The sequence below is a fragment of the Pseudonocardia tropica genome, from assembly GCF_040105315.1.
GTDB lineage: Bacteria > Actinomycetota > Actinomycetes > Mycobacteriales > Pseudonocardiaceae > Pseudonocardia > Pseudonocardia alni.
On sequence record NZ_JBEDNP010000013.1, the window covers coordinates 1 to 26303 of the forward strand.

Annotated in this window: 21 protein-coding genes; 10 read left to right on the forward strand and 11 right to left on the reverse strand. The window is 72.7% G+C overall.

Annotation, left to right across the window (positions count from 1 at the left end; all coding sequences use genetic code 11):
- Nucleotides 1-865: 865 nt before the first annotated feature.
- Complete coding sequence (locus tag WHI96_RS20360; protein ID WP_345649927.1) at nucleotides 866-1663, reverse strand: transposase family protein; 798 nt, start codon at nucleotides 1661-1663, stop codon at nucleotides 866-868.
- A 152-nt stretch (nucleotides 1664-1815) separates the two neighbouring features.
- Between WHI96_RS20360 and WHI96_RS20365 the strand changes: the two genes are divergently transcribed.
- Nucleotides 1816-2610 carry an MOSC domain-containing protein gene (locus WHI96_RS20365; RefSeq protein ID WP_345649930.1) on the forward strand — a complete coding sequence of 265 codons (795 nt, stop codon included), beginning with the start codon at nucleotides 1816-1818 and terminating at the stop codon, nucleotides 2608-2610.
- A gap of 56 nt (nucleotides 2611-2666) precedes the next feature.
- Here the strand turns inward: WHI96_RS20365 and WHI96_RS20370 are convergent, their stop codons facing one another.
- A complete protein-coding gene (locus WHI96_RS20370) occupies nucleotides 2667-4061 on the reverse strand; it encodes an Nramp family divalent metal transporter (RefSeq protein WP_345649933.1) in 1395 nt (464 codons plus the stop codon).
- A 272-nt stretch (nucleotides 4062-4333) separates the two neighbouring features.
- Between WHI96_RS20370 and WHI96_RS20375 the strand changes: the two genes are divergently transcribed.
- From WHI96_RS20375 to WHI96_RS20385, 3 genes are read left to right on the forward strand one after another with little or no spacing between them, the layout of a single operon-like run.
- Entirely contained in the window at nucleotides 4334-4594 is a 261-nt protein-coding gene (locus WHI96_RS20375) for a hypothetical protein (protein WP_020623160.1), read from the forward strand.
- Between the two features lie 19 nt (nucleotides 4595-4613).
- Complete coding sequence (locus WHI96_RS20380; protein ID WP_345649937.1) at nucleotides 4614-7406, forward strand: FtsK/SpoIIIE domain-containing protein; 2793 nt, start codon at nucleotides 4614-4616, stop codon at nucleotides 7404-7406.
- Complete coding sequence (locus WHI96_RS20385; RefSeq protein ID WP_345649940.1) at nucleotides 7403-7765, forward strand: hypothetical protein; 363 nt, start codon at nucleotides 7403-7405, stop codon at nucleotides 7763-7765. The genes WHI96_RS20380 and WHI96_RS20385 overlap by 4 nt, the downstream gene beginning before the upstream one ends.
- Nucleotides 7766-7862: 97 nt before the next feature.
- Here WHI96_RS20385 and WHI96_RS20390 read toward each other — a convergent pair whose 3' ends face one another.
- On the reverse strand, nucleotides 7863-9299 hold the full coding sequence (locus WHI96_RS20390; RefSeq protein WP_345649943.1) for a CitMHS family transporter: 1437 nt from the start codon (nucleotides 9297-9299) through the stop codon (nucleotides 7863-7865).
- Nucleotides 9300-9424: 125 nt separating this feature from the next.
- Complete coding sequence (locus WHI96_RS20395) at nucleotides 9425-9601, reverse strand: DUF6104 family protein (protein WP_020623156.1); 177 nt, start codon at nucleotides 9599-9601, stop codon at nucleotides 9425-9427.
- An 88-nt stretch (nucleotides 9602-9689) separates the two neighbouring features.
- Between WHI96_RS20395 and WHI96_RS20400 the strand changes: the two genes are divergently transcribed.
- The 3 genes from WHI96_RS20400 (at nucleotide 9690) to WHI96_RS20410 (ending at nucleotide 12073) form a co-directional block, all read left to right on the forward strand.
- Complete coding sequence (locus WHI96_RS20400) at nucleotides 9690-10904, forward strand: DUF418 domain-containing protein (RefSeq protein WP_345649946.1); 1215 nt, start codon at nucleotides 9690-9692, stop codon at nucleotides 10902-10904.
- Between the two features lie 54 nt (nucleotides 10905-10958).
- Nucleotides 10959-11411: a hypothetical protein gene (locus WHI96_RS20405; RefSeq protein ID WP_349302432.1), complete on the forward strand. Its 453-nt coding sequence runs from the start codon at nucleotides 10959-10961 to the stop codon at nucleotides 11409-11411.
- Nucleotides 11412-11521: 110 nt separating this feature from the next.
- Nucleotides 11522-12073 carry a hypothetical protein gene (locus WHI96_RS20410; protein ID WP_345641957.1) on the forward strand — a complete coding sequence of 184 codons (552 nt, stop codon included), beginning with the start codon at nucleotides 11522-11524 and terminating at the stop codon, nucleotides 12071-12073.
- Nucleotides 12074-12130: 57 nt separating this feature from the next.
- On the opposite strand, the gene WHI96_RS20415 is transcribed toward WHI96_RS20410, so the two are convergent.
- The 3 genes from WHI96_RS20415 to WHI96_RS20425 all read right to left on the reverse strand — a co-directional run bounded on the left by WHI96_RS20415 (nucleotide 12131) and on the right by WHI96_RS20425 (nucleotide 18537).
- Entirely contained in the window at nucleotides 12131-16048 is a 3918-nt protein-coding gene (locus WHI96_RS20415; protein WP_345641954.1) for a multifunctional oxoglutarate decarboxylase/oxoglutarate dehydrogenase thiamine pyrophosphate-binding subunit/dihydrolipoyllysine-residue succinyltransferase subunit, read from the reverse strand.
- Nucleotides 16049-16192: 144 nt separating this feature from the next.
- Nucleotides 16193-16972 carry a hypothetical protein gene (locus WHI96_RS20420; RefSeq protein WP_345641951.1) on the reverse strand — a complete coding sequence of 260 codons (780 nt, stop codon included), beginning with the start codon at nucleotides 16970-16972 and terminating at the stop codon, nucleotides 16193-16195.
- A gap of 536 nt (nucleotides 16973-17508) precedes the next feature.
- The gene (locus tag WHI96_RS20425) at nucleotides 17509-18537 is read right to left on the reverse strand and encodes an LLM class F420-dependent oxidoreductase (RefSeq protein ID WP_345641949.1); all 1029 of its coding nucleotides are present in this window, start codon (nucleotides 18535-18537) and stop codon (nucleotides 17509-17511) included.
- Between the two features lie 120 nt (nucleotides 18538-18657).
- On the opposite strand from WHI96_RS20425, the gene WHI96_RS20430 reads away from it, so the two are divergent.
- Nucleotides 18658-19626: an acyl-CoA desaturase gene (locus WHI96_RS20430; RefSeq protein ID WP_345641946.1), complete on the forward strand. Its 969-nt coding sequence runs from the start codon at nucleotides 18658-18660 to the stop codon at nucleotides 19624-19626.
- 68 nt (nucleotides 19627-19694) lie between these two features.
- Here the strand turns inward: WHI96_RS20430 and WHI96_RS20435 are convergent, their stop codons facing one another.
- Nucleotides 19695-20375 carry a LysR substrate-binding domain-containing protein gene (locus tag WHI96_RS20435; RefSeq protein ID WP_425571530.1) on the reverse strand — a complete coding sequence of 227 codons (681 nt, stop codon included), beginning with the start codon at nucleotides 20373-20375 and terminating at the stop codon, nucleotides 19695-19697.
- A gap of 30 nt (nucleotides 20376-20405) precedes the next feature.
- On the opposite strand from WHI96_RS20435, the gene WHI96_RS20440 reads away from it, so the two are divergent.
- The gene (locus WHI96_RS20440) at nucleotides 20406-20786 is read left to right on the forward strand and encodes a DUF5997 family protein (protein ID WP_345641943.1); all 381 of its coding nucleotides are present in this window, start codon (nucleotides 20406-20408) and stop codon (nucleotides 20784-20786) included.
- Nucleotides 20787-20829: 43 nt separating this feature from the next.
- Entirely contained in the window at nucleotides 20830-21537 is a 708-nt protein-coding gene (locus tag WHI96_RS20445) for an esterase/lipase family protein (RefSeq protein WP_345641939.1), read from the forward strand.
- A gap of 237 nt (nucleotides 21538-21774) precedes the next feature.
- On the opposite strand, the gene katG is transcribed toward WHI96_RS20445, so the two are convergent.
- From katG to WHI96_RS20460, 3 genes are all read right to left on the reverse strand, one after another.
- A complete protein-coding gene (gene katG / locus WHI96_RS20450; protein ID WP_425571529.1) occupies nucleotides 21775-24021 on the reverse strand; it encodes a catalase/peroxidase HPI in 2247 nt (748 codons plus the stop codon).
- Complete coding sequence (locus WHI96_RS20455) at nucleotides 24014-24433, reverse strand: Fur family transcriptional regulator (protein WP_043278241.1); 420 nt, start codon at nucleotides 24431-24433, stop codon at nucleotides 24014-24016. Before WHI96_RS20455 ends, katG begins: the two co-directional genes overlap by 8 nt.
- A gap of 98 nt (nucleotides 24434-24531) precedes the next feature.
- Nucleotides 24532-26124: a long-chain-fatty-acid--CoA ligase gene (locus WHI96_RS20460; protein WP_345641934.1), complete on the reverse strand. Its 1593-nt coding sequence runs from the start codon at nucleotides 26122-26124 to the stop codon at nucleotides 24532-24534.
- Nucleotides 26125-26303 lie beyond the last annotated feature (179 nt).

The following is a 26303-nucleotide window of genomic DNA, read 5'->3' on the forward strand; positions in this document are numbered from 1 at the left end:
GGCGTTCGACGATGTTCGGTGTAGGAACCTTCATCATCAACTTCTCGGGGCCCGCCTCACCGCAGCGACACGACCCCACCCGCGCGGTCGATCACGCCCTCACCTGCACTCCATTTCCGGAAGAGCCGCTAATGTGGGCTACCGACACATCGTAGCCAGGCACCGAGTGGACTTCGAAAAGTTGGCGGCCGGGACATATATGAACTGGCGAGATGTCGCTGATCTTGCGATGGAGTCGATCGCGCGAGACCCTGATGTTGCTCGGCCGGCAGGAGATGGAAAGGGGTGCTTGAACCGAGTGATCTACCTCAAGAATCTTCGTACGAACCAAGTTGTCCGCCAGCAGAACTTTCGAATGTTCGTGGTCCTCTCCACTGGAGACGTCATTACTGCGTATCCTGATGTAAGGAACTGTCCTTGATGGTTGACGGGATCAGTGGGGTGGTAATTGCTGGACTGGAGTCCGATGGATTCGAGGTGGAGGCCGAGGGTGACGCTGGAGTCTTCAGCGTTATAGGGCGAGACGATCTCGCGTATCGTCGACCCGTGCAGCTCATTGTCCACGAGTCCGACATCTCGGAGTACTGCAGCTGCATGGTGCGGGATGGCTCGTATCCGTCCTCAGTGGAGGAGGCGGCGGGGTTGGCGGCACTGCACGTCCAGGAGATGTTGGGTGCGGGCCATGACAGAAACCGCAATACAGTGCGTCGCACGGGGTTCCGGCGGACTGGAGGCACCGTTGAATTGTTTGTCGATTCGGAGCCTGTGGAAATCGAATCGAATCAGTCTCTAGGTGTCAATACATGGGTGGCTGAACGCCCTGAGCGTACTTGAGTAGAAGCAGACTGAGCCTTTGCCAACCTGATCACGCGCTGGCGATCATGAGGGTCTGAACTGCGGCGATGAGCTTGTCCGCCGTGTTCGGGCTGGACCGGATCTTGCGTAGGACCCGCCAGTTCTTGAGCTCGGCGTTGGCCCGCTCACCAGGCCCGCGGCGGCGGGCGTGTGCCTCGTTCACGTCCTTCTGGAAGCGGGAGAGCTTGCGGAACTTCCCGGTTTCGGGGTCCTTGCGGCGGCGACGCTGCGGGACCGCGACGGTGGGCCCGGCGCCTTGGTAGGCGGTGTCGGCCGCGGCAGGGATCTCGTGGGCGGCGAGGGCATCGATGATGCCGTGGTCGCGGGCGGCGCCCATGTCGTGCCGGGCGCCGGGCAGCGGTGGGGAGATCCACACCAGGCGGCCGACGGGGTCGGCGATGACCTGCACGTTCAGGCCGTGGGTCTTGTGTTTCCCGGAGTAGAACGCCCGGTCGTACCCCGAGGCCATGCCGACCCGGTCGATGCGCAGCAGGGTGCCGTCGAGGATGACGAATGCCTTGCGCTTCGCGACCTCGATCGCCTGTTCCAGCGTCGGCGCCTTGGCCGAGAGCAGGTCGAGGGCCTCACGGATGTAGCGGTAGGCCGTCGAGGTGCTGACGCCGAACCCGCAGGCCAGCTCGGCGTAGGTGTCGTTCTTACGCAGGTGCGCCACTACGAGCAGGGCCTGGCGGCCGGCGGGGAGCTTGCGCCAGCGGGTACCGCGGTCGGTGCGGCGCCCACGCAGAAGGTCGGCGAGCAGGTTGAGCGCGCGATTGGACACGGTCATCCCGGACGGGTAGGACAGCACCTTGAAGCTCCTGGTTGGACGTTCTGGTCTCAGCAACCGCTCGTCTACCAGGAGCTTCACCCATCCGTGGCCACGCCACGCCGCACTGGCCCTGACCTGCCCGTCCACCAGGTTGGCAAAGGCTCACTGTCTCGCCACTGTGGGAGATCAGGATGAATGTCACGAGCCTGCACCGCTACCCGGTCAAGTCGATGCTGGGGGAGGACCTCGCCGCGCTCGACCTGGACACCCACGGCGTCGTCGGCGACCGGGCGCTCGCGCTCACCGACCCCGACTCCGGTCTGGTGGCCACTGCCAAGCAGCCCCGGCACTGGCGGGCCCTGCTGCGCTGCGCCTCGTCCGGCGTCGGCGACGACGTCCGGGTCACCCTCCCCGACGGCCGCACCGTGGCCGCCGGGGCCGCCGCCGGGCCGCTGGCCGAGCTGCTCGGCCGCCCGGTCGTCGTCGCGCAGCAGCGGGCCGACGGCGCCGTCGTCGAACGGCCGGACCCGGAGGACGTGCTCGCGCACGGCCTCGACGCCGAGGTCGACGCGCCGACCCTGGAGATCGCCCAGGGCACACCCGGCGGCCGGTTCGTCGACCACTCACCGGTGCACCTGATCACCACGGCGACGCTCGACGCGCTCGGCGTCGAGGCGCTGCGCTACCGGCCCAACGTCGTGGTCGCGACGCCGCCGGGCACCGAGCCGTTCGTGGAGAACACCTGGCTCGGGCGACGGCTGACCCTCGGCGACGTCGTGCTGGTCGCGACGCTGCCGACCCCGCGCTGCTCGGTGCCGACGCTGGAGCACGGCGACCTGCCGCGCGCCCCGCACGCCCTGCGCGGCCCGGCCGACCGCAACCGCGTCGAGGTCGAGGGCTTCGGTGTCCTGCCCTGCGCGGGGCTCTACGCCCGCGTCGAGCACACCGGCACCCTGCGCACCGGGGACCGGCTCGAGATCTCCTGACCGCCCGGCCCCGTCCCACCCGTTCGTGAGGAGGGACGGGGCCGTGAGGCGGGGGGTCAGGTCAGGCGGCCGTAGACGTCGGTGACCAGCAGGACCGCGAACAGGACCGACGAGATCCCCAGGATCGCGTTCGACAGCCACCGCGAGCGCGCCTCGGGCGCCACCATGCGGGTGTTGAGCAGCAGGAGCAGCGTGACCGCCAGGAACGGCATGAAGAACGAGCCCAGCACGCCGTAGACCAGGGTCAGCGCGAACGGCCGCCCGATGAGCAGCAGCGCCATCGGCGGGAACGTCAGCCACAGCAGGTACCCGCGGAAGGGCAGCGAGCGCTCGGCGCGGGCCGCCTCGTAGGCCCCGGGCCGCCCGGGCCCGTCGCCGCGCTCGGGTCCCTCTCCGTCGCCGCGCCCGGGCGTCGCGACGGCGGCGTCCTCCTCCCCGGTGACGACGGCGTTCGTCACCTCCGGCCCGATCGCGGCCTTCTTCCCGTGCGGCAGCCGGATCGCCCGCACCCAGTCGGTGAACAGCAGTGACACGCCGTTCCACACGCCGAGCAGCGAGGTGAAGGTGACCGAGAGGAAGCCGACCAGGAACAGGATCCGCACCGGCTCGCCGTAGAGGGCGCCGAGCCGGTCGGCGAGGGTGAGCAGCCCGCTGTCGGACTCGGTGAGGTTCTCCCCGAACAGGATCGTGGACCCGACGACGAGCATCGAGACCACGAAGATGCCGGTCATGATGTAGCCGGTCGCGTTGTCCAGGCGCATCATCGACAGCCACTTCGGGCCCTTCCAGCCCTTCGCGAACAGCCAGTAGCCGTAGGCGGCCATGGTGATCGTCCCGCCGACGCCGCCGATCAGGCCGAGCACGTAGACCGTGGACCCCTCGGGCAGCCGCGGGACGAGCCCGTTCGCCAGCGCGGGCAGGTCCGGGCCGACCAGGATCGCGACGAACACGACCGTCGCGAACTTGATCAGCACGAGCACGGTCATGAACTTCTCGAACGCGTGGTAGCGCTGCACCCACACCAGCGCGAGCCCGACGACGCCCGCGATCGCCGCCCACCCGCCGACCGGCAGCCCGCCGAACAGCGCGTTCAGCGGCAGCCCGACCGCCGACATCGCGGTGGCGCCGTAGACGAAGCCCCACACCACGATGTAGACGCCGAAGAAGCCGGTCGCCCAGTAGCCCAGCCGCCGCCAGCCGTCGAGCATGGTCGCGCCGGAGCCGAGGTGCCAGCGGCCGACGGCCTCGCCGAGCGCGAGCTTGACCAGCGTGCCGACGACGGCGGCCCACAGCAGCACCGTCCCGAACGACGCCCCCGCCACCATCGTCGCGACGAGGTCGCCCGCGCCGACGCCGGTGGCCGCCGCGAGCAGGCCCGGCCCGATCGAGCGGATCCGCGCCGCGCCGGTGGGGGGTTCCAGGAAGTCCGTCTGCGGTCCGGGGGAGGCCATCGTCACAGTCTCCGATCACGGCGTCGTGGGAGGGATCGCGCGGGTTCGCCGAGCACGCTAGGCGAGCGGGGCGGTGCATTCCAGCGCGGAAGGGTCACGAACGGACGTATCGGACCCCCCGATCGCGGCGACGGGCTACGACGCATGGCGCACCCGCCGTTGCAGGCGGTGCACCCCCGGCGCACCATGAACGGGTACCGGGACCGGCCGATAGATTGACCGCGGCGTCGGCCGGGTCACGGTCGCCGCACGCGCACGCACGGAGGGTGGGCATGGCGAACATCGACGAGATCCGGGCCGGGATCGGGCGGGCCAACCAGCAGGCCACCGAGAGCCTCGGCGCGCTGCGGCACGCCCGCCAGGCCATCGAGGAGGCCGGCGCCGCGTTCTCGCAGAACATCTACGGCACCGCCCAGAACGACGCCGACGACGCCCGCGCCCGCTTCGCCGCCGCGTCGGAGAAGATCGACGAGGTCGAGCAGGCCCTGCACATCGCCATGCAGTCCGCCGACGACGTCGCCTCGCGGCTCTGACCGCGCCCGCCCGCCCCTGATGGCACGTCGTCCGAACCGTCGCGAGCGGATCCGGTCCGCCTTCGACGGGTTCCACCGGGCGGCGTCGCGGGCCCTGGGTGCGGCGGAGGGCCGCCGCGACCGGGCTGCGGCCCGGCACGCCGAGGTCATGGCGGAGCTGTGGCTGCGCGAGACCGGGCACGACGCCGCGCGCCGCGACCCGGGGCTGGCCCGGGTGCTCGGCAACCCGCGGCTCGCGGGCGTCCTCGCCCGGGTCGCCGAGGACCGGGCGCACGTGTTCGACCGCTGGCAGGGCGACTCGCCGCAGACACTGTCGGAGATCGTCGCCGACGCCACCCCCGGCGCCGCCGGGGACGCCCCGGCGGACTGGAGGCCGGTCGCGGGCGCCGTCGAGCCGACCGGCCCGGTCCCGGAGATGTGGGTGCTGGGCACCGGCTCGGTGGAGGGCGGTGCCCCGTTCCGGGTCGCGGTCCCGCTGCTCGACGGCGCGCACCTGCAGGTGGTGTCGACGCCACGCTCCCGCGACCGGGCCGAGGCGATGGTCGAGCAGCTGGTCCTGCGCACCGTGCGGTACTTCCGGCCCGGCGCGGTGAACGTGCACGTCTGGGACGTCGGCCAGCTCGCAGGCGCCCTGCCGGGGCTGTACCCGCTGACCCGCACCGGGCTGCTGACCGTGCACGACCCGACCCGGCTGGGCCGGCTGCTGGACCAGCTCGCGGACCGGATCCGCCGGGTGCAGACCCGGGTGCTCGCCGACGGCGCCACCTCGCTGCGCGAGCTCGCCGACCGCACGGGGGAGCGGCCCGAGGCGTGGCTGGTGGCGGTGCTCGTCGGCAACGGCCGCGAGCTGCCCGAGGCCGAGCTGCGCCAGCTGCAGCGGGTGGCGCGCGGCGGTGTCGCGGCCGGGGTGCAGCTGGTGCTGCTCGACGTGCCGGCGGCCCTGCCGCGTCCGGTGGAGACCGTCGACTTCGGGGACCCGCCGGGCGTCGACCCGGCCGACGACTGGTCGCCGGTCCCGGTGCGGACCTCGGTGACCGGGCCGCACGTGCTCGTCGAGCCGGACCCGCCGGTACCGGCCGACGACGTCACCGCGGTGTGCGAGGCGATCGCCGCCGGGCACGAGCAGTGGCGCGGACGGCTGGGCGCGTTCAAGGACATGCTGCCCCGGCGGCGCGGCGAGGGCCGCTCGCACGACGGGCTGAAGGTCGTCGTCGGGCACGAGGACGGCATCCCCGCCGAGCTGAGCCTCGACGACCACTCCCCGCACGCGCTCGTCGGCGGGCCCAGCGGGTCGGGCAAGACGAACCTGCTGCTGGCCTGGATCGCCGGTCTCGCCGCGCACTACGGCCCGGACGAGGTCGAGCTGTACCTGCTCGACTTCAAGGAGGGGGTGTCGTTCACCCCGTTCGCCCCGGACCCGGAGGGCCACCGCGCCGACCGGCTCCCGCAGGCCCGGCTGATCGGCGTCAACATCAACACCGACCGGGAGTTCGGGCTGGCGCTGCTGCGCCACCTGTCCGAGGTCATGCGCAGCCGCGCCGAGGCCGCCCGCCGGCACGGCGCGACCAAGCTCGCCGAGCTCCGGGTGGAGCGCCCGGACCTGCGGCTCCCACGGATCGTCGCGGTCATCGACGAGTTCCAGTTCCTGTTCACCGGCCGCGACGCGGTCAGCGCCGAGGCGACCGCACTGCTGGAGGACGTCGCCCGGCGCGGCCGCTCGCAGGGTGTGCACCTGGTCCTGGCCAGCCAGGACGTCTCCGGCATCGACGCGCTGTGGGGCCGCTCGGCGATCTTCGAGCAGTTCGTCCTGCGGATCGCGCTGCCCCGCGCGCGGCGGATCCTCGCCCAGGACAACGAGGCGGCGCTGGCACTCCCGCGCTGGCACGCGATCGTCAACCACGACTCGGGCGTCGCGCACGGCAACCACGTGGTCCGGCTGCCCGAGGCGGGCGGCCCGGTGGTCCGCGACGTCCAGGTCACCGCGTTCACCGACTTCCCCGACACCCCGGAGCCGGTCGTCTTCGACGGCGCCCGCGCCCCCTCCCACGACGCGCTGGCCGCCCGGCTGCCCGCCGACGGCGTGCCCCGCGCGCTGGTCGGGCAGTTCGTCGACGTGCACGGCAGCCCCGCGGCCGCCGAGCTGTCCGACGGCCCCGGCCGCAACCTCGGGGTGATCGGGCCCGAGGCCCGCGTCGCGGTCCCGCTGCTGTGCTCGGCCGTCCGCTCGGTGGCGGCGTCGCTGCCCGACCCGGCCGGCGCGCAGGTCGTGCTCGTGCCGCTGGCCCCGGACGCGGCGGCCGCCGCGGGCGCGCTCGCCCCGGATCTGCCCGGCACGGTGGAGAAGGTGTCCGCCGACGGGTTCGCCGCCCGCGTCGCCGAGCTGGCGGCGACGGTCCGCGCCCGGTCCGCGTCGGGCGGCGGTGGGGGGCACGCGTCGCTGCTGGTGGTGGTGTTCGGCGCCGACGCGGCGGAGTCGATGCTGGACCGCACCGGGACCGAGGACCTTCGGGCGCTGCTGCGCCACGGGCCCGGGGTCGGGGTGCACGTGCTGGGCTGGTGGCAGGGCGCGCAGCGGCTGAAGACGCTGCTGGCCCCGCCGGGTGCGGCGATCGACGACCTGGGCGCCTGGGTGGCGACCGGCGTGCAGGGCACCGACCTGGTGGCGCTGCTGGGCGGACAGCCGCTGGACTGGACGCCGACGCCGGGGCGCGCGCTGTTCCTCGACCGCTCCCGGCACGGCCGCCCGCAGCTGGTCATCCTGACCGACGCGGGCGGCGGCGGGCCGGACACCGTCGCCGGAGGTGGGATGTGAGTGCCGTGGAGCGCTACCGCGCGGTCGTGGCCGAGCTGGCCGGCGCCGTCGTCGACCTGCGGGAACGCGACGCCCGGCGGGCCGAGGAGCTGCGCCGCGAGCTGCGCGGCACCGAGCGGGAGCTGCGCGCCGCCGCGGACCGGCTCACCCTGGCCCGTGGCATGTTCGAGCTGCGCTGGGAGGCGGCGTTGGGGCTGATGTGGTCGGCCGAGGAGCCGGGGCGTCCCCGGCCGCGACCCGACCTGCGGGCCGACCCCGACGAGCACGCCGCGCTGGAGGAGGCCGCCGACGAGGCCCTGCGCGAGCTGCGCTCCTCGGGCGACCGGCGGCTGTTCCGTCTGCGCCGCGACGACGACTGACCCCGCCCCGCCGGTGGCGCCGGGGGTCCGGGGCCGGCGGTCGCCGCCCGCCCCTCCCCGGCGTAGCGCGTGCGCGGCACCGATCGTGGGCGGGCGGTCAGCCCAGCGGGACGACGCCCAGCAGCAGCGCGACCCCGAGCATCACCAGCGAGCAGACCGCGGCCCGCCAGATCACCCTGCGGTGGTGGTCGGCCAGGTTGACCTTCGCGAGCGAGACGAGCAGCAGCAGCGCCGGGACCAGCGGGCTGGTCATGTGCACCGGCTGGCCGATGATCGAGGCGCGGGCCATCTCCACCGGCGCGATGCCGTAGTGGCCCGCGGCCTCGGTGAGGATCGGCAGGATGCCGAAGTAGAACGCGTCGTTGGTGAGGAAGAACGTCAGCGGCATGCTCAGCACACCGGTGATCACCGCGAACCAGGAGCCGACCGACGGCGGCACGGCCGAGACGATCCCGTTCGCCATCGCCGTCACCATGCCGGTACCCGACAGCACCCCGACCAGGACCGCGGCGGCGAACACCATGGACACGACGCCGACGATCGAGGTGGCGTGCGAGGTCACCGCCCGGAGCTGGTCCTCGGGCTTCGGGAAGTTCACGACCAGGGCGATCGCGGCGGCCGCGACGAACACCAGTGACAGCGGCAGGACGTCCATGCCCAGCAGCACCAGCAGCGCGACGGTGAGCGCGAGGTTGAACCAGATCAGCTTCGGCCGCAGCGTCGGACGGTTCGGGTCCAGCGTGCCCTGGAGAGCGTGGTCGCCCGCGTCGGCCGGGCCTCCGGCGGAGCCGGACGCCGGGCGGTCGGTGCCGTGCGTACCGTCGGTGCCCCCGCCGACCAGGGCGGGCTCGCGCACCGCCACCATCTCGTCGGCGACGACCGACAGCGTGCGGCCCGAGGCGAGCAGCCGCCTGCGCTCGGAACGGCCGAGCTGCCAGGCCAGCAGCAGCACGGTGGCGATGCCGGCCACCATGCCCGGGACCATCGGGTTGAACAGCTCCGAGGGCGACACGTTCAGCACCGTCGCGGCGCGGATCGTGGGGCCGCCCCAGGGCAGGATGTTGAGCACGCCGTTCGCGAGGTTGGCGACGACGGTCAGCACCACCGGGCTCAGCCCGAGCCGCAGGTAGATCGGCAGCAGCGCGGACACCGTGATGATGAAGGTGGTCGAGCCGTCGCCGTCGAGGGAGACGACACCGGCCAGCACCGCGGTCAGCACCACCAGGCGCACCGGGTCGTTGTCCACCGTGCGCAGCACGAAGCGGATCAGCGGGTCGAACAGCCCGACGTCGATCATCGTGCCGAAGAAGATGATCGCGAAGAACAGCAGCACGGCCGTCGGCGCGAAGTCGGAGAACGCGGACGAGATCGAGTCGACGACGCCGTCCTCACCCGGTTCGGACAGGCCGGTGCCGGTCGCCACGAGTGCGAAGGTCAGTGGGACGAGTACCAGCGCCAGCGTCGGCGCGAGCCGCTTCGACAGGATCAGGTACATGAAGACCGCGATCATCGCGGACCCGAGAACGATGAGCATCGGTGCTCCTCCTCGACGGATGTGTCGAGGAGCGACGCTAGGTCCGGACCCCGGCCCCGGTCCCGCTTGCGGACACAGCCCACGTAGTGGTCGCTGCGTGCCCTGTGGTCGTTGTGGTCACGGGGCTACTCGTCGTCGGCGTCGTCACGCGCGAGGAAGCTCGACAGCCGCTCGACGGCCGTCTCGAACTGCGGGTTCGCGTCGACGAAGGCGCGGAGCCGGTCGGCGAGCCACTCGACGCTGACCTGCTCGTCGCCGCGCCGGTCGACGAGCTCCTCGATGCCGCGGTCGGTGAAGTACATGCCGGCGAGGATACGGCGGCCGCCGCTTGACCCGGACGCGACGGCATCGTTTCCGATGGGTCTCCCCACCACCTCGTGAGGAGATCCCATGCCCACCGCGCCGCCCGCCGCGACCGTCGCCCCGACCCCGGTGAGCGACCGGGCGCTCGCCCCCGACCTCGCCCGGGGCGCGATGCTGCTGCTGATCGCACTGGCCCATGCGCCCTGGTTCGCCTACACCTCCGAGCTGGGGGCCACGCTGCTGCACGCCGCCGACGGCGGCCCCGCCGACCGGATCGCCCAGGTCGTGACGATCACCGCCGTCGACGGCCGCGCCTGGACGCTGTTCGGGTTCCTGTTCGCCTACGGCATCGGGCAGCTGTACGCCCGCCGGATCGCCGGCGGCGGCACCGACGCGCAGGCGCGGCGGCTGCTGTGCACCCGGCACCGGTGGCTGCTCGCCCTCGGCCTGCTGCACGCGGCCCTGCTGTGGCAGGGCGACATCCTCGGCACCTACGGCGTCCTGGGCCTGGTGCTGGTGCCGCTGTTCCTGCACCGCAGCGACCGCACCCTGCGGGTCGGGGCCGGAGTCCTGGTCGGTCTCGCCGTGGCCGTCCCCGCGGCGACGGGCGTGCTGGCACAGCTCACCGGTGGCACGACGCCGACGTCCGCCGCGCAGCAGCTCGCCCTCGCCACCCCGGACTGGCTCGCGACGCTGCCGCTGCGGCTCGCGCTGTGGGTGTCGGCGATCCCCGGGGCGTTCGTGACGCTGGTGATGCCCGCCGCGGTGCTGCTCGGGCTGCTCGCCGCGCGGCACCGCGTGCTGGAGGAGCCGGGCGCCCACCTGCCCCTGCTGCGCCGCACCGCCGTCGTCGGCGTCGCCGTCGGCTGGTCGGCCGGGCTGGCCCAGGCGCTCGTGCACGTCGGCGTCGTCGTGCTGGCGGACCCGGGTGCGTTCGCCGGCCTGCACATCGCCACCGGGATCTTCGCCGCGCTCGGCTACGCGGCGGTGTTCGGCCTCGTCGCGCACCGGCTCGGCACCCGTCCGACGACGCCGCTGCCGGTCCGGGCCCTGGTCGCGCTCGGCCGCCGCTCGCTGAGCGGCTACCTGGCGCAGTCGCTGCTGTTCGTGCCGCTGCTCACCGCCTGGGGGCTCGGGCTGGGCGCGCACCTGTCCGGCTGGTCCGCGTCGCTGGTCGCGGTCGGGGTGTGGCTGCTGACCGTCGTCGTCGCGTACCGGCTCGACCTGGCCGGGGTGCGGGGGCCCGCCGAGACGCTGCTGCGTCGCCTGACCTACGGGCCGTCGCCGCGGCGCGCTCGGTAGCGTCGACGGACCGCCGCGTCCGCGGCCCCGCCGTCCCCCCGATCCGGAGTTCTCATGGCACTCACCCCTCCCGTGGCCCGCACCCTGCACGACGTCGGCCTGGCCGCCTGGTTCGGCGGCTCGCTGATGGGCGTCACCGGCCTCAACGGCGCACTGGACGCGGTCGGCGACCCGGCCGAGCGCGAACGGCTCGCCGGCGCGGGCTGGGGCGGGTGGGGCCGGATCGGCACCGCCGCGACGGCGGCGCACCTGCTGGGCGGGGCGGGCCTGCTGGCGCGCGACGCGGTCCGCCGGCGCGAGCCGGGCGTCGCGGCCGCGGCGGCGACCCGGACCGCGTTGACCGGTGCCGCGCTCGCCGCGAGCGCCTGGGCCGGGGCGCTGGGCCGCCGCGCCGCGACGCCCGACGGCCCGGACGCCGCGCTGCGCCGCCGGATCCGGGTGGCGGAGTGGGCCGTGCCGGTCGCGACCGGTGCCGCGGTCGTCGCCGGGGCGCTGCGCCGCACCTGACCCGGACCTCCGCGCCGGGGTCCGCGTGCGGAGCCCGTTTCCGGGGTGGCGACGCGGGTAGCCGCGTCGTCGCCGCCGTACGGCGGTACCACGCGAACAGAGGGATCCCCATGGCACGTACCAACACCGTCGTCCGCACCCTGCACGACGCCGGTCTGGCCGCCTGGTTCGGCGGGACGCTGATGGGCGCGGTCGGGGTGAACGGCGCCGCCGACGACGTCCACGACTCGACCGAGCGGCTGCGCGTCGCCAACGCCGGCTGGGCCCGCTGGGCACCCGTGAACGCGGTCGCGATCGGGGCCCACCTCGTCGGCGGGATCGGGCTGCTGCGCGCGAACGCCGACCGGGCCCGCACCGAGCCGGGGGTGAAGGCGGCGAGCATCGTGAAGTCCGTGGTCACCGGCGCGGCCGTGGCCGCCACCGCCTACGCGGGCGTGCTCGGCACGCAGACCGCGAAGGGCGAGGGCCACCCGGCCCGCGGCGGGGTGACCCCGGCCGCGGGCACACCGTCGGCCGCGGCCGACGCGCAGCGCAAGCTGAAGGTCGTCCAGTGGGTCATCCCGGCGCTGACCGGTGTGCTGGTCGTGCTGTCCGCCCAGCAGGGTGAGCAGCAGCGGCCCGTCGGGCAGGTCGAGGCCTGGGTGAACCGGCTGGCGAACTGACCCCGGACGCGACGACGGCCGGGCGGGGAGTCCCCGCCCGGCCGTCGTCGTGTGGTCCTACCCGGCGAACGCCTTCTCGATCAGCTCGGCCTGCTCGACCTCGTGCACCTTCGACGAGCCGGCGGCCGGGGCCGCCATCCGCCGCCGGGACACCCGGGTCAAGCTGCCCTGCAGCTGGGGCAGCTTCTGCGGCAGCTCCAGGCCGTAGTACGGCCACGAGCCCTGGTTGGCGGGCTCCTCCTGGACCCAGCGGACGTCACCGGCGGCCTCGGGGTAGCGCTCGAGGACGGCGGCGATCTCCTCGGCCGGCATCGGGTAGAGCCGCTCGACGCGGACCAGCGCGGCCTCGTCCACACCTGTGTCGCCGTTCTTGCGGCGCTTGTCGCGGGCCGCGGCCAGCTCCCAGTAGATCTTGCCGGAGCAGAACAGCACCCGCTTCACACCGGAGACGGTGTCGCCCTTGCCGGCGTGCTCCGGGTCGTCGATGACCGGGCGGAACCGGCCCTCGGTGAAGTCGGACAGCGGGCTGACGACCTGCTTGGCACGCAGCATCCACTTCGGCGTGAACACCACCAGCGGCCGGCGCACCCCGTCGAGGGTGTGCTGGCGCAGCAGGTGGAAGTAGTTCGCCGGGTCCGACGGCAGCGCGACGGTCATCGAGCCCTCGGCGCACAGCTGCAGGAAGCGCTCGATGCGCCCGGAGCTGTGGTCGGGGCCCTGGCCCTCCAGGCCGTGCGGCAGCAGTAGCGCGACGTCGGAGAGCTGGCCCCATTTGGCCTCACCGGAGGAGATGAACTCGTCGATGATCGACTGGGCGCCGTTGACGAAGTCGCCGAACTGGCCCTCCCACATGACGAGCGCGTCGGAGTTGGCGACCGAGTAGCCGTACTCGAAGCCGACCGCGGCGAACTCCGAGAGCGCCGAGTCGTAGGGCAGGAACCGGCCCTGCCCCTCGGCCAGGTTGCGCAGCGGGAAGTACTCCGCACCGGTGTGCCGGTCGATCAGGACCGAGTGCCGCTGCACGAAGGTGCCGCGACGCGAGTCCTGACCGGAGAGCCGGACCAGCCGGCCGTCCATCGCCAACGAGCCGATGGCGAGCAGCTCGGCGAAGGCCCAGTCGACGTCGCCCTCGCGGGACATCTTCTCGCGCTTGCGCAGCACGGGCTCGACCCGCTTGTGCACGGCGAACCCCTCGGGGAGGTTGGCGTGCACGTCGCCGATCCGGTGGACGACCTCGAGCGGGACCGAGGTGTCGAGGTCGGACGGGACGAGCTGCTCGGACTCGATCGACGGCGAGATCACCGGCGGGGTCTTCTCGAGTTCGCGCACCTCGTTGAAGACGTGCTCGAGCTGGTTGGAGAAGTCCTTGAGCGCCTGCTCGGCCTCCTCCATGGTGATGTCACCACGGCCGATCAGCGACTCGGTGTAGATCTTCCGGACGCTGCGCTTGGCGTCGATGATGTCGTACATCGACGGCTGGGTCATCGAGGGGTCGTCGCCCTCGTTGTGGCCCCGGCGCCGGTAGCAGATCATGTCGATCACGACGTCGTTGTTCCAGCGCTGGCGGTACTCGACGGCCAGCTTGGCGACCCAGACGCAGGCCTCCGGGTCGTCGCCGTTCACGTGGAAGACGGGCGCGCCGATCATCTTCGCGACGTCGGTGCAGTACTGCGAGGAGCGCGAGTGCTCCGGCGCGGTGGTGAACCCGACCTGGTTGTTGACGACGACGTGCACGGTGCCGCCGGTGCGGTACCCGCGCAGCAGCGCGAGGTTCAGCGTCTCGGCGACGACACCCTGGCCGGCGAACGCCGCGTCGCCGTGCATGAGCACGGGCAGCACGGTGAAGCCGCCGTCGCCCTTGTCGAGCAGGTCCTGCTTGGCGCGGACGATGCCCTCGAGCACCGGGTCCACGGCCTCCAGGTGCGACGGGTTCGCGGTCAGCGAGACCGCGGTCTCGCCGTCGCCGAACATCCGGAAGTACTTGCCCTCGGCGCCGAGGTGGTACTTCACGTCGCCGGAGCCGTGCGCCTGGCCCGGGTCGAGGTTGCCCTCGAACTCGCGGAAGATCTGGCTGATCGGCTTGCCGACGATGTTGGCGAGCACGTTGAGCCGGCCACGGTGCGGCATGCCGATGACGACCTCGTCGAGCTCGCGCTCGGCGGCCTTGTCCAGCACGGCGTCGAGCAGCGGGATGACGGTCTCGCCGCCCTCCAGCGAGAACCGCTTCTGCCCGACGTACTTGGTCTGCAGGAAGGTCTCGAAGGCCTCGGCCGCGTTCAGCCGGGACAGGATGTACTTCTGCTCCGAGGAGTCCGGCTTGACGTGTGAGACCTCGATGCGCTCCTCGAGCCACTTGCGCTGCTCGGGGTCGGCGATGTGCATGTACTCCGTGCCGATGGTGCGACAGTAGGAGTTGCGCAGCAGGCCGAGCACGTCGCGCAGCTTCATGTGGCTCTGGCCGCCGAACCCGCCGACCGCGAAGTCGCGGTCGAGGTCCCACAGGGTCAGGCCGTGGCTGAGGACGTCGAGGTCCGGGTGCCGGCGCTGGCGGTAGTTCAGCGGGTCCGTGTCGGCCATCAGGTGGCCGCGGGTCCGGTAGGACTCGATCAGCTCCAGCACGCGGGCGGTCTTGTCGACCTCGCCCTCGGGGAAGTCCTGCACCCAGCGGACCGGCTCGTACGGCACCCGCAGCGAGGCGAAGACGTCGTCGTAGAAGCCGTCCTCGCCGAGGAGCAGCTGGTGGATCCGGCGCAGGAAGTCACCGGACTCGGCGCCCTGGATGATCCGGTGGTCGTAGGTCGAGGTCAGCGTGATGATCTTGGAGATGCCGAGTTCGACGAGGCGCTCCTCGGAGGCGCCCTGGAACGCGGCCGGGTACTCCATGGCGCCGACGCCGACGATCGCGCCCTGGCCCACGGTCAGCCGCGGCACCGAGTGGTTGGTGCCGAGCGTGCCCGGGTTGGTGAGGCTGATCGTGGTGCCGGAGAAGTCCTCGGCGGTCAGCTTGCCGTCGCGGGCCTTGCGGACCATGCCCTCGTAGGACTGCCAGAACTGGGCGAACGACAGGTTCTCGCAGCCCTTGATCGACACGACGATCAGCGTGCGGCTGCCGTCCTTGCCCGCCATGTCCATGGCCAGGCCGAGGTTCACGTGCGCCGGCGTCGCGACCGTGGCCTTGCCGTCGGTCTCGACGAAGTGCCGGTTCAGGTTCGGGAAGTCGGCCAGGGCCCGGACCAGCGCGTAGCCGATCAGGTGCGTGAACGACAGCTTTCCGCCGCGGGTCCGCTTGAGGTGGTTGTTGATGACGATGCGGTTGTCGCCCAGCAGCTTGGCCGGGACCGCACGTACGCTGGTCGCGGTCGGCAGTGTGAGGGACGACGTCATGTTCTTGGCGATGGCGTTCGCGGCACCGCGCAGCGGGACGGTGGTCACGCCACCCCCGTCCTGCGCAGGCTTCGCGGCCTTGGAGCCGCTGCCCGCGGCGGGCTTGGCCGGCGTCCCGTTCGACGACGACGCCGGGGCCGGGGCGCTCGCGGTGCGCAGGCGCTCCTCGGCGGGTGGCGGCTCGGCCCTCGGGGTGACCGGCGGCGGGACGTCGCGGGAGGTGGCGGTGCCCTTGCCCCCGGCCTTCCCCTCCTTCGTCACGGCCTTCTGGGCCGGGGCGTCGCCGGAGCCGGCCGCGCCGGTCCCCGTGCCGCTCCCGCTGCCCTGGTCGTCCTCGGTGCCCGCGCCGCGGGTGACCCCACCCGAGGAGGCCGCCGGGGCGGTCCCGTTGCCGGAGGTGTCGACCGACTCCTCGGTCCCGACGGACGACGAGGAGGCCTTCTCACCGTCCTTGCCGTAGTCGGCGAAGAACTCGTGCCAGGCCGGGTCCACGGCCGACGGGTCCTCCTGGAAGCGCTGGTACATCTCCTCGACGAGCCACTCGTTCGGACCGAAGTCGCTCGCCTGATGGGAGGTACTGCTCGATGACACTCTGCGTCAACCGCCTTGATAGCTGCTCGATTTGTCGCGACCGGGTATCAGGTTAGTCCCCCGGGCGCGAGACGGGGCAGTGTGCCGGGTCCCACTTCGTGATCGTTTCGTGATCGACCGTGCGCGGACGGCGAGCGACACGATTCAGAAGCCGGGTGGGGAACCGAGGACGTCGACCACCGCGGTCTGCGTCGTCGTCTCGGCGACGACCGTCCCGACCGGCGGGCCGACGCGGGCCGGGCGGCGGACGGTGTCGCGCTCGCCGGCGTACTGCCCGTCGACGGGGGAGATCAGCAGCTCGGTGCGGACCGGTCCGTCGTCGTGGACGAGGGCGGGGTGCCGCTCGCCGTCGAGGTTGTCGGTCTCGCCGAGGGAGACGGCCGGCATCCGGCGCAGCGCGGCGTAGAGCACCGCGCGCAGCTCGGCGGGGACCCGGCAGGTCCGCAGCGCGTCGACCGCGCTGGGGAACGGACCGGTGTAGCCGCGGCCGGGCGGGCTGTCGGCGATCAGCCGGTCCAGCATCGCGGCCGGGTCGCGCGGCAGACCCGCGAGGAACGCCCCGGTCGGGTGCGCCCACGAGCCGACCTTCGCGGCGGGCCGGTGGCCGTGGAGCGCGGCGTAGAAGTCGCCGTGCGGGGCGCGGAAGCGGCCGGTGGGCCACTGGTCGGCGATGTCGAAGCCGTCCTCGATCGCGGCTGCGCCGTCACCGCTGAGCCAGTGCACGCGGCCGGTCAGCTCGCGGTCGAGCAGCCAGTCCTGGGCCGGGTCGAGCGGGGTCCACTGCTGGAGCAGGTGCTCGCTGTAGTGGACGCAGAGCTCGTCGCGGGCGAAGCAGGTCCCCATCCACCAGGCGTGCGTCGCCGTGTGCCGGTACTGACCGGGGGAGATCGGCTCGTCGGAGGTCCGGATGGCGAGCTCCAGCAAGTCGGGCTCCTCGTCCTGTCGCGAGTCCTGTCGCGGGTGCCCCGGCGGGGGTTGCCCGGGGCGCCGTGAACCGTGGATGACGTCACACATTCTCTACACCCCGCCTACGAGCCGTGACGCGACCCCCCGGTACTGGGCCGAACGGTGCAATGTCACAGGTCCCCTCGTCGGGGGGTGGCATGGTGCTCACGCGGCCGCTCTGCGGCCGGACAGCCGGGACCCGCGGTAACCGTCGGCGGCGACGTCGGCGCAGGTCGCGGCGTGGCGGGCGAACCCGCCGGCGTGGGGCGCGAACGGTCGATCCACCTGTGGACCGTGGCCCGGGGACGCCGAGCTGCTCGGCGGGCCGGCCGGCCGGGAACCGTCGCACGATCAGGCGGGGGCGTTGACGGTGGTGCGGGCACGACGGTGTGCCGCCGAGGACCTCCGGTGTCTCGAGGTGAGTGCGTCGGACACACCCACGTCGCCCGGAGGTCCTCCCTCCGATCGACCCGACACGCCCCGTGCGTCGTCGACGGCGTCCCCGGTCACCACACCTAGGACATCCAGGTCTTGAGCTTCTCGAACGTGCCGTTCACGTCGTCGGTCATCGGGTTCACGTGCAGGTGGGTGATGCCGTTCTCCTGCAGCGCCGCGATCCGCTCGCGGACGTGGCCCTCGGAGCCGATCAGGGTGACCTTGTCGATGAAGTCGGCCGGGAGGGCGGCCATGGCCTCCTCCTTCTTCCCGTCCAGGTAGAGGTCCTGCACGGTCTTCGCCGCGTCGGCGTAGCCCTGTTTGGCGAAGACGGTGTTGTAGAAGTTCCTGCCGCGCGCGCCCATGCCGCCGATGTAGAGCGCGTAGAGGCCGCGGGCGGCCTGGCGGGCGGGCTCGAAGAACTCCTCCTCCAGCGCGACGATCCCGCCGCCGGTGATCTGCAGCGGGCCCAGCTCGGGGGCGCGCTTGGCGTAGCCGGCCTCCAGCGCGGGCCCGAAGACCTCCTGGATCTTCTCCGGCAGCACGACGTGCGGCAGCCAGCCGTTCGCGAGCTCGGCGGTCATCTGCAGGTTCTTCTCGCCCAGCGCGGCCACCCAGATCGGGATGTCGGCGCGCTTCGGGTGGTTGATGATCTTCAGCGGCTTGCCGAGGCCGGTGCCGCCGGGCAGCGGGATCGGGTAGAGCCCGTCGTTGGTGAGCTTCTCCTCCCGCTTCCAGACCGTGCGGCAGATCTCGATGATCTCCCGGGTGCGCCCGATCGGCTTGTCGTAGGCGACGCCGTGGAAGCCCTCGATGACCTGCGGACCGGACGCGCCGAGACCGAGGCTGAACCGACCGTCGGACAGGGCGTCGAGGCCGGCCGCGGTCATCGCGGTGAGGGTCGGGGTGCGCGAGTAGATCGGCAGGATCGCCGAGCCGATCTCGAGCCGCTCGGTGCGCGCGGCGAGGTAGCCGAGCAGGGAGACGGCGTCGAAGGAGTAGGCCTCGGCGGCCCAGACGACGTCGAGGCCGGCGCGTTCCATGTCGGTGACGGCGTCCGCGTTGCGGATCGGGTCGTCGCCGTAGGGGAGGACGGTGGAGAGCTTCACTCCCCGTTCAGTACTCACAAGTTACTCGCCGGTCAAGTCCGGGGCCGGAGCGGAACCCGAATCGCAACAGGGGGGTTAGCCGCACTGCCCGGTGGGTGGCGCCGCCGGGACAGTGGAGCCATGACGCTCGAGGCCGCACCACCCCGCAGCACCTCCGCGAAGCGGACCCCCGCGCCGATCGTGGACGGGCAGCGCCCGCCCGGTGCGATGTTCCTGGTCGGACTGTTCGTCGTCCTCCCGACGCTCGCGCTGTTCGCCGCCGTCCCGTTCGCGTGGGGCTGGGGCCTCGGGTGGGTCGACGTCGCGCTGTTCGTCGTGTTCTACCTGGTCAGCGGCCTGGGTGTGACGGTCGGTTTCCACCGCTACTTCACCCACGGCTCGTTCAAGGCGAACCGTCCGCTGCGGATCGCGCTGGCGGTCGCCGGCAGCATCTCGCTGCAGGGCAGTGTGCTCGACTGGGTCGGCGACCACCGCCGACACCACGCGTTCTCCGACAAGGAGGGCGACCCGCACTCGCCGTGGCTCTACGGCACCGGCGCGACGGCACTGGTCAAGGGCTTCTGGCACTCGCACATGGGCTGGATCTTCAACCGCGACCTCACGAACATGAAGCGGTTCGCCCCCGACCTGCTCACCGACCGCGACATGATGCGCGTGGAGAAGGCGTTCCCGCTGATCGTCGTGTTCAGCCTGGCGGGCCCGGCGCTCGTCGGCGGCCTGGTCACCATGTCCTGGTGGGGCGCGTTCACCGCGTTCTTCTGGGCCGGCCTGGTCCGCGTCGCGGTGCTGCACCACGTCACCTGGTCGATCAACTCGATCTGCCACATCTGGGGCGAGCGCCCCTTCGCCTCCCGTGACAAGTCCGCCAACGTCTGGTGGCTGGCGGTCCTGTCCTTCGGCGAGTCCTGGCACAACCTGCACCACGCCGACCCGACCTGCGCCCGGCACGGCGTGAAGAAGGGCCAGATCGACATCTCGGCCGTCGTCATCCGCGGCTTCGAGAAGCTCGGCTGGGCGACCGCGGTCCGCTGGCCCACCACGCGCCGCCTCGAGAAGCTCTCGAAGAAGCCGGCCGCCGCCGCGGCCTGACCCCTCCGCGTCATACGTCCGACGCCCCCGGTGCCCCGTGCACCGGGGGCGTCGTCGTGTCCGGGGTCCTAGCGGCGACGCCGGGCCGGTCGCCGCTTCCCCGCCGTCGACGGGGTGCGCGGTGCCGGCGCGGCCGGGGGCTCGCTGCGGCGGGTCCGGGTGCTGTGCGCCGAGCGGCCGCGCACGATCCCGATGAACTCCTCCATCAGGTCGCTGTTCTCCGCGTCCGGCCAGGTCAGTGCGACGCCGGAGCCCGGGGCGTCGACCAGCGGCCGGTAGGTGAGGTCCCGGCGGTGGTGCAGCCGGGCCAGCGACTGCGGGACGACCAGCACCCCGACCCCCGCGGCGACGATCTCGACCGCCTCGGCCGTCGTCGGCGGGGCGTACTCCGCGGCCCGGCCGGGCGGCCCGTCGGGCCAGTCGAGCGTGTCGTCGCCGGTGCGCAGGACGATCTCGTCGGCCAGGTCGGCGGCGGTCACCTCGTCGGCCGCGGTCACCACGTGCTCCTTCGGGACCACCACCACGGTCGTCTCGGTGTAGAGCGGGATCGCGTGCAGCCCGGTCCGGTCGATCGGCAGCCGGGCGACGGCGGCGTCCACCGTGCCCGCGCGGACCAGGTCCGCGGCCTCGGCGGCGGTCACCGTGTGCAGCTCCAGGGGGACCCCGGGGCGGCGCTCGGCCCACATCCGGGTCCACTTGCCGGGCGTGACGCCCGGGACGTAGCCGAGGTGGAAGGACGTGGCGGTCACCGGTCGAGGCTAGCCGCATAGCCTGGTGACATGACGCGCCAGAGGTCCGCCCAGACGATGAAGCCCGCGACCGCGGCGAAGAAGCTCGGCGTGCTCCTCGACGCCACCCCGGCCGACTTCCGCGAGGGGGTCGTCTCGCGCGACGAGCTCGACGCCCTGCAGGCCGACCCGCCGGAGTGGCTGCGCGAGCTGCGCACCACCGGGCCGCACCCGCGCCCGGTCGTCGCGGACCGGCTCGGGGTGTCGATCTCGGGCCTGGCCCGCGCCGGGATCACCGAGCCGCTGACCACCGCACAGATCGCCGCGATCAAGTCCGAGGAGCCCGAGTGGCTCGCGCGCGAGCGCGCCACCCGCGCCGAGAGCCAGCGCGAGGCCGCTCGGTTGAAGGCGGAGCAGCAGCAGAAGAAGTAGGACGAGGACCGGAACCGTCCTCGTCCGCCGCGAGGCTCGGGGTATGACGAGCTACCTCCTGGTCCCGGGGTTCTGGATCGACGCGACGGCGTGGGGTGCGGTCGCGGACCACCTGCGCGCCCGCGGACACGATGTGGCCGCGCTCGATCTCGGCCACGAGCCCGCCGCGACCGCGGAGACCCGCGTCGACGACGTGCTCGCCGCCCTCGGGGACGCGGGCGACCCGGTCGTCCTGGTCGCCCACAGCGGCGCGGGCCCGGTCTGCGCCGCGGTGGCCGAGCGCGCCCGGGGCCGGCTCGCGCACCTCGTGTTCGTCGACACCGGCCCGCTGCCCGACGGCGTCGCGCAGATCGACTTCACCCCGCCGGACGCGCAGGCCGCGACCCGGGCGACCCTCGCCGAGCACGGCGCGCTGCCGATGCCGACCCGCGCCGAGCTCGACGCCGCCGGCAGCAGCACCGCCGGCGTCCCCGACGCGGTGTTCGACGACGTCCGCGCACGCTCGGTGGCCGAGCCGCCCGGGGTGGTGCTCACCGGCGCGCGCCGCGGGACGCCCGACCCCTCGCTGCCCAAGACCGTCGTGGCCTGCAGCTTCGCGCCCGACGACGTCCGCGAGCCGATCGACGCGGGCGTCCCCGGCTTCGCGGAGCTGGGCGGTCCGGAGTGGACGATCGTCGGGCTCCCGACGGGGCACTGGCCGATGCTGTCCGAGCCCACGGGGCTCGCGGGGGTGCTCGACGGGCTGGGGTGACCCCGTCGCCTCCGCGTGTGCCGCCGGCGCTCTGCCGGGGGTGTCAGGCCGCGGGCCGATCGCCGAGATGCGGCTCAGCGGGAGTAGTGGATCTTCCCGGCCCGCTGAGCTGCATCTCGGCGTCCGGAATGCGTCGAGATGCCGATCGGGGTCGTGCGCGGGCGTGCGCCGCCCGGACACGACGACGCCCGGACCGGTGACCCGGCCCGGGCGTCGTGACGTGCTGCTACGCGACGATCAGACGTCGTAGCGGTCGGCCATCATGACCTTGTCCCACGCGGCGACGAAGTCGCGGACGAACTTCTCCTTCGCGTCGTCGGAGGCGTAGACCTCGGCGACGGCGCGCAGCTCGGAGTTCGACCCGAAGACCAGGTCGGCGCGGGTGCCGGTCCACTTGACGTTCCCGGAGGCGTCGACGGCCTCGAAGGAGTCGTCGTCGCCGGCGACCGAACGCCACCGGACGTCGGGGCCCAGCAGGGTGGTGAAGAAGTCGTTGGTCAGCGTGCCGACCTCGTCGGTGAACACGCCGGCCGTCGACCCGCCGGTGTTGGCGCCCAGCACGCGCAGGCCGCCGACCAGCACGGTCATCTCCGGTGCGGTGACGCCGAGCAGGTTCGCGCGGTCGACGAGCAGGAACTCGCCGGGCAGGGTGTGGCCCTTGCCGCGGTAGTTGCGGAAGCCGTCGGCGGTGGGCTCCAGGTAGGAGAACGACTCGACGTCGGTCTTCTCCTGGGTGGCGTCGGTCCGGCCCGGGACGAACGGGACGGTGACGGTGTGCCCGGCGTCGGAGGCGGCCTTCTCCACCGCGGCGGCACCGGCCAGCACGACCAGGTCGGCGAAGGAGATCTGCTTCCCGCCGGTGAGCGAGCCGTTGACGTCGGACCGGATCGACTCCAGCGTCGAGATCACGGTGCGCAGCGTGTCGGGGTCGTTGACCTCCCACTGCAGCTGCGGCTCGAGGCGGATGCGGCCGCCGTTGGCGCCACCGCGCTTGTCGGACTGGCGGAACGACGAGGCCGCGGCCCAGGCGGTCTTGACCAGGTCGCTGACCGACAGGCCGGACTCCAGCACCTTCGCCTTGATCGACGCGACGTCGTCGGCGGTGACGAGCTCGTGGTCCACGGCCGGGACCGGGTCCTGCCAGAGCAGCTCCTCGGTCGGGACCCAGGCGCCGAGGTAGCGCTCCTTCGGGCCCATGTCGCGGTGGGTCAGCTTGTACCAGGCGCGACGGTAGGTGTCCTCGAACTCGGACGGGTTGTCCAGCCAGCGGCGGGTGATCTCGCCGTAGACCGGGTCGACCCGCATCGAGACGTCGGTGACCAGCATCCGCGGCTTGCGGTTCGGGTAGCCCGGCTCCGGGTCCGGGATGATCTCCGGGCCGTCCTTGGCGACGAACTGGTTCGCCCCGGCCGGGGACTGCTCCAGCTCCCACTCGTAGGCGTAGAGGTGCTTGAGGTAGTCGTGGCTCCACCGGTTCGGGGTGCGGGTCCAGATCACCTCGAGGCCGGAGGTGATGGCGTCGCGGCCCTTGCCCGAGCGGAAGTTCTGCTTCCAGCCGAGGCCCTGCTCGGTGATGTCGGCGGCCTCCGGCTCGGGGCCGACGTTGCCGTTCTCGTCCGGGTTGGCGGCGCCGTGGGTCTTGCCCAGGGAGTGCCCGCCGACGATCAGCGCGGCGGTCTCCTCGTCGTTCATCGCCATCCGGCCGAAGGTCTCGCGGATGTCGCGGGCCGCGGCGATCGGGTCACCGCTGGCGTCCGGGCCCTCCGGGTTGACGTAGATCAGACCCATGTGCGACGCGCCGAGCGGCTTCTCCAGCTCGCGGTGCGCGATGTCCTTGTTGCCGCCGTAGCGCGCCTCGTTGCCCAGCCAGACGTTCTCCGAGCCCCAGTAGACGTCCTCGTCCGGCTCCCACACGTCGGCGCGGCCGCCGGCGAAGCCGAACATCGGGAAGCCCGAGATCTCGTGGGCGCGGTTGCCCGCGAAGACGATCAGGTCGGCCCAGGAGACCGTGCGGCCCCACTTCTGCTTGACCGGCCAGAGCAGCCGGCGGGCCTTGTCCAGGTTGCCGTTGTCCGGCCAGCTGTTCAGCGGGGCGAAGCGCTGCATGCCGGCGCCGGCGCCACCGCGGCCGTCGTAGGTCCGGTAGGTGCCGGCCGAGTGCCAGGCCATCCGGATGAAGAACCCGGCGTAGCTGCCGTGGTCGGCGGGCCACCAGTCCTGCGAGGTGGTGATGACGGCGTCGACGTCGCGGGCGAGTTCGTCGAGATCGACGGTCGCGAACGCCGCGGCGTAGTCGAAGCCGTCGTCCATCGGGTCCGACGCGGGGGCGTGCTTGCGCAGGATCTTCAGGTTGAGCTGGTTGGGCCACCAGCTCTGGTTGCCGCCACCCTCGGTGGGGTGCGCGATGCGGCCGGCGGCGACGGGGCAACCGCCGTCCTGCTCGCGGTTCATCTCGCTCTCGACGGTGGGGTGCTCGTCAGACACGGGACATCCTCTCGGGATCAGTGGATGAGCAGTCGGGGCACCGGCCCCAGTAGACGACCTCGGCCTCGTCGATCACGAAGCCGCTGTCGTCGGAGGCGGTGAGACAGGGTGCGGAGCCGACGGCGCAGTCGACGTCGGCGATGGCGCCACAGGACCGGCACACCACGTGGTGGTGGTTGTCGCCGACCCGCGCCTCGTACCGCGCGACGGAACCGGTGGGCTGGATCCTGCGGACCAGCCCGGAGGAGTGCAGCGCACGCAGGACGTCGTAGACGGCCTGGTGCGACACCTCCCCGAGGTCCTCCCGCACGACACGGATGATCGACTCCGTGTCCGCGTGCTGGTGGGAGTGCACCGCCTGCAACACGGCCAGGCGAGGACGCGTCACGCGCAGCGACGCCCCGCGCAACATGCCCTCGTAGTCCGATGCGTTCGACACGGCGGCGAGACTGCCCGCTTTTCTTGAATCGGTCAAGTTTCGGCGTGTCTCAGTATGAGACCGGCACCACGTCAGACGGTGCTGCGCTCCCGGCCCGCCCAGAACGGTGCCCGGAGGTCCTTCTTGAGGATCTTGCCGGTCGGGTTGCGGGGGAGCTCCGACAGGACGTCGACGGTCTTCGGACATTTGAACGACGCCAGGTGGGCGCGCGCGTGGACGAGCAGCTCCTCGGGGTCGACGGTGGCCCCCGGTGCGGCCACCACGCAGGCCTTCGGGACCTCGCCCCAGCGGTCGTCGGGCACCCCGATGACGGCGACGTCGCCGACGCTCGGGTGCTCGGCCAGCACCCGCTCGATCTCGGCCGGGTACACGTTCTCCCCACCCGAGACGATCATGTCCTTGATCCGGTCGGTGACGTAGACGTAGCCGTCGGCGTCGATGTGGCCGCCGTCGCCGGACCGCAGCCACCCGTCCGGGGTGATCGCCGCCGCCGTCGCCTCCGGCTTGTCCCAGTAGCCGCTCATCAGCTGGTCGGTCCGCACCCAGATCTCCCCGGGCTCGTCCGTGCCGAGCCGCTCGCCCGTCGCCGGGTCGCGCACCTCGATCGTGCAGCCGGTGATCGGTGTGCCCGCCGACACCAGCCGGTGCTCGACGGCCGGGTCCCCGTGGTCCTCCGGGCCCAGCGAGCTGACCACGCCGCAGGCCTCGGTCATCCCGTAGACCTGGTGCAGCTTCGGGCCGAACAGCGCCAGCGACGCCCGCATCACCGGCAGCGGCATCGGCGAGGCGCCGTAGGAGATCGCCCGCATCGACGAGTAGTCCCGCTCCGCGGCGCCGGGGACCTGAGTCATCGCGCCCATCAGCGCGGGGGCCCAGAACGTGTGCGTGATGCCCTCCGCGGCGACCATGTCGAGCAGGGCCGCGGGATCGGGCATCCGGGCCATCACGATCCGCGCGCCCTGGGCGAGCGCGAGGAAGGCGTAGCTGGTCCCGCCGACGTGGAACAGCGGCATCGCGACCTGCACGACGTCGGTCGGGGTCAGCTCGAAGTCCGCGGCGACGTGCGCGGCGTGCGCCAGCATCGCGCCGTGGGTGAGCATCGCGCCCTTCGGGAACCCGGTGGTGCCCGAGGTGTAGAGCTGCACGAAGCAGTCGCCGGGGCCGGCGTCGTAGGGGTCGGTGTCCGGCTCGTGCGCGGCGAGGAACGCCTCGTACTCGTCGGTGCCGATACCCGTTCCGCCTGCGCTCCTCCCGGCCTCCCCACCCACGTGCAGCACCCGCTCCACCGCGCCGAGCTCGTCCCGCATCTGCCCGACCGCCCCGGCGAACTCCGGGCCGACCAGCAGCAGCCGCGCCCGGGCGTCGCCGATCACGTAGACGATCTCCGGCGGGGCGAGCCGGAAGTTCACGACCGCGTTCGCCGCGCCGATCCACGCGCACGCCAGCGACAGCTCCAGGCACGACGGGTGGTTGAGGTCCAGCACCGCGACCCGGTCACCCGGGCCGATGCCCTCCGCGCGCAGGGCCGCCGCGAGCCTGCGCACCCGGACGTCCAGCTCGGACCAGGTGCGGCGGACGTCGCCGAAGCGCAGGGCCTCGTCGTCCGGGCGCTCGGTGGCGTGCGTGCGAAGCAGTGAGGACACGGTGCTGGTCGGGTCGATCACGGGGTGGCTCCTCGGGGCTCGTCGCTGAGCGTGTGACGCACGCCATTCAAGTCCGTTTCGTCGGGCTCGCGCCAGTGCCGACCGGATCGGTGCGGGGCCCGCCTCCCGTCGTGTCCCCGCGCTGGGCGAGGATTGCCGGGCAGGCGATGCCCCGGTGCGAACCCGGGGTGCGACGCGAG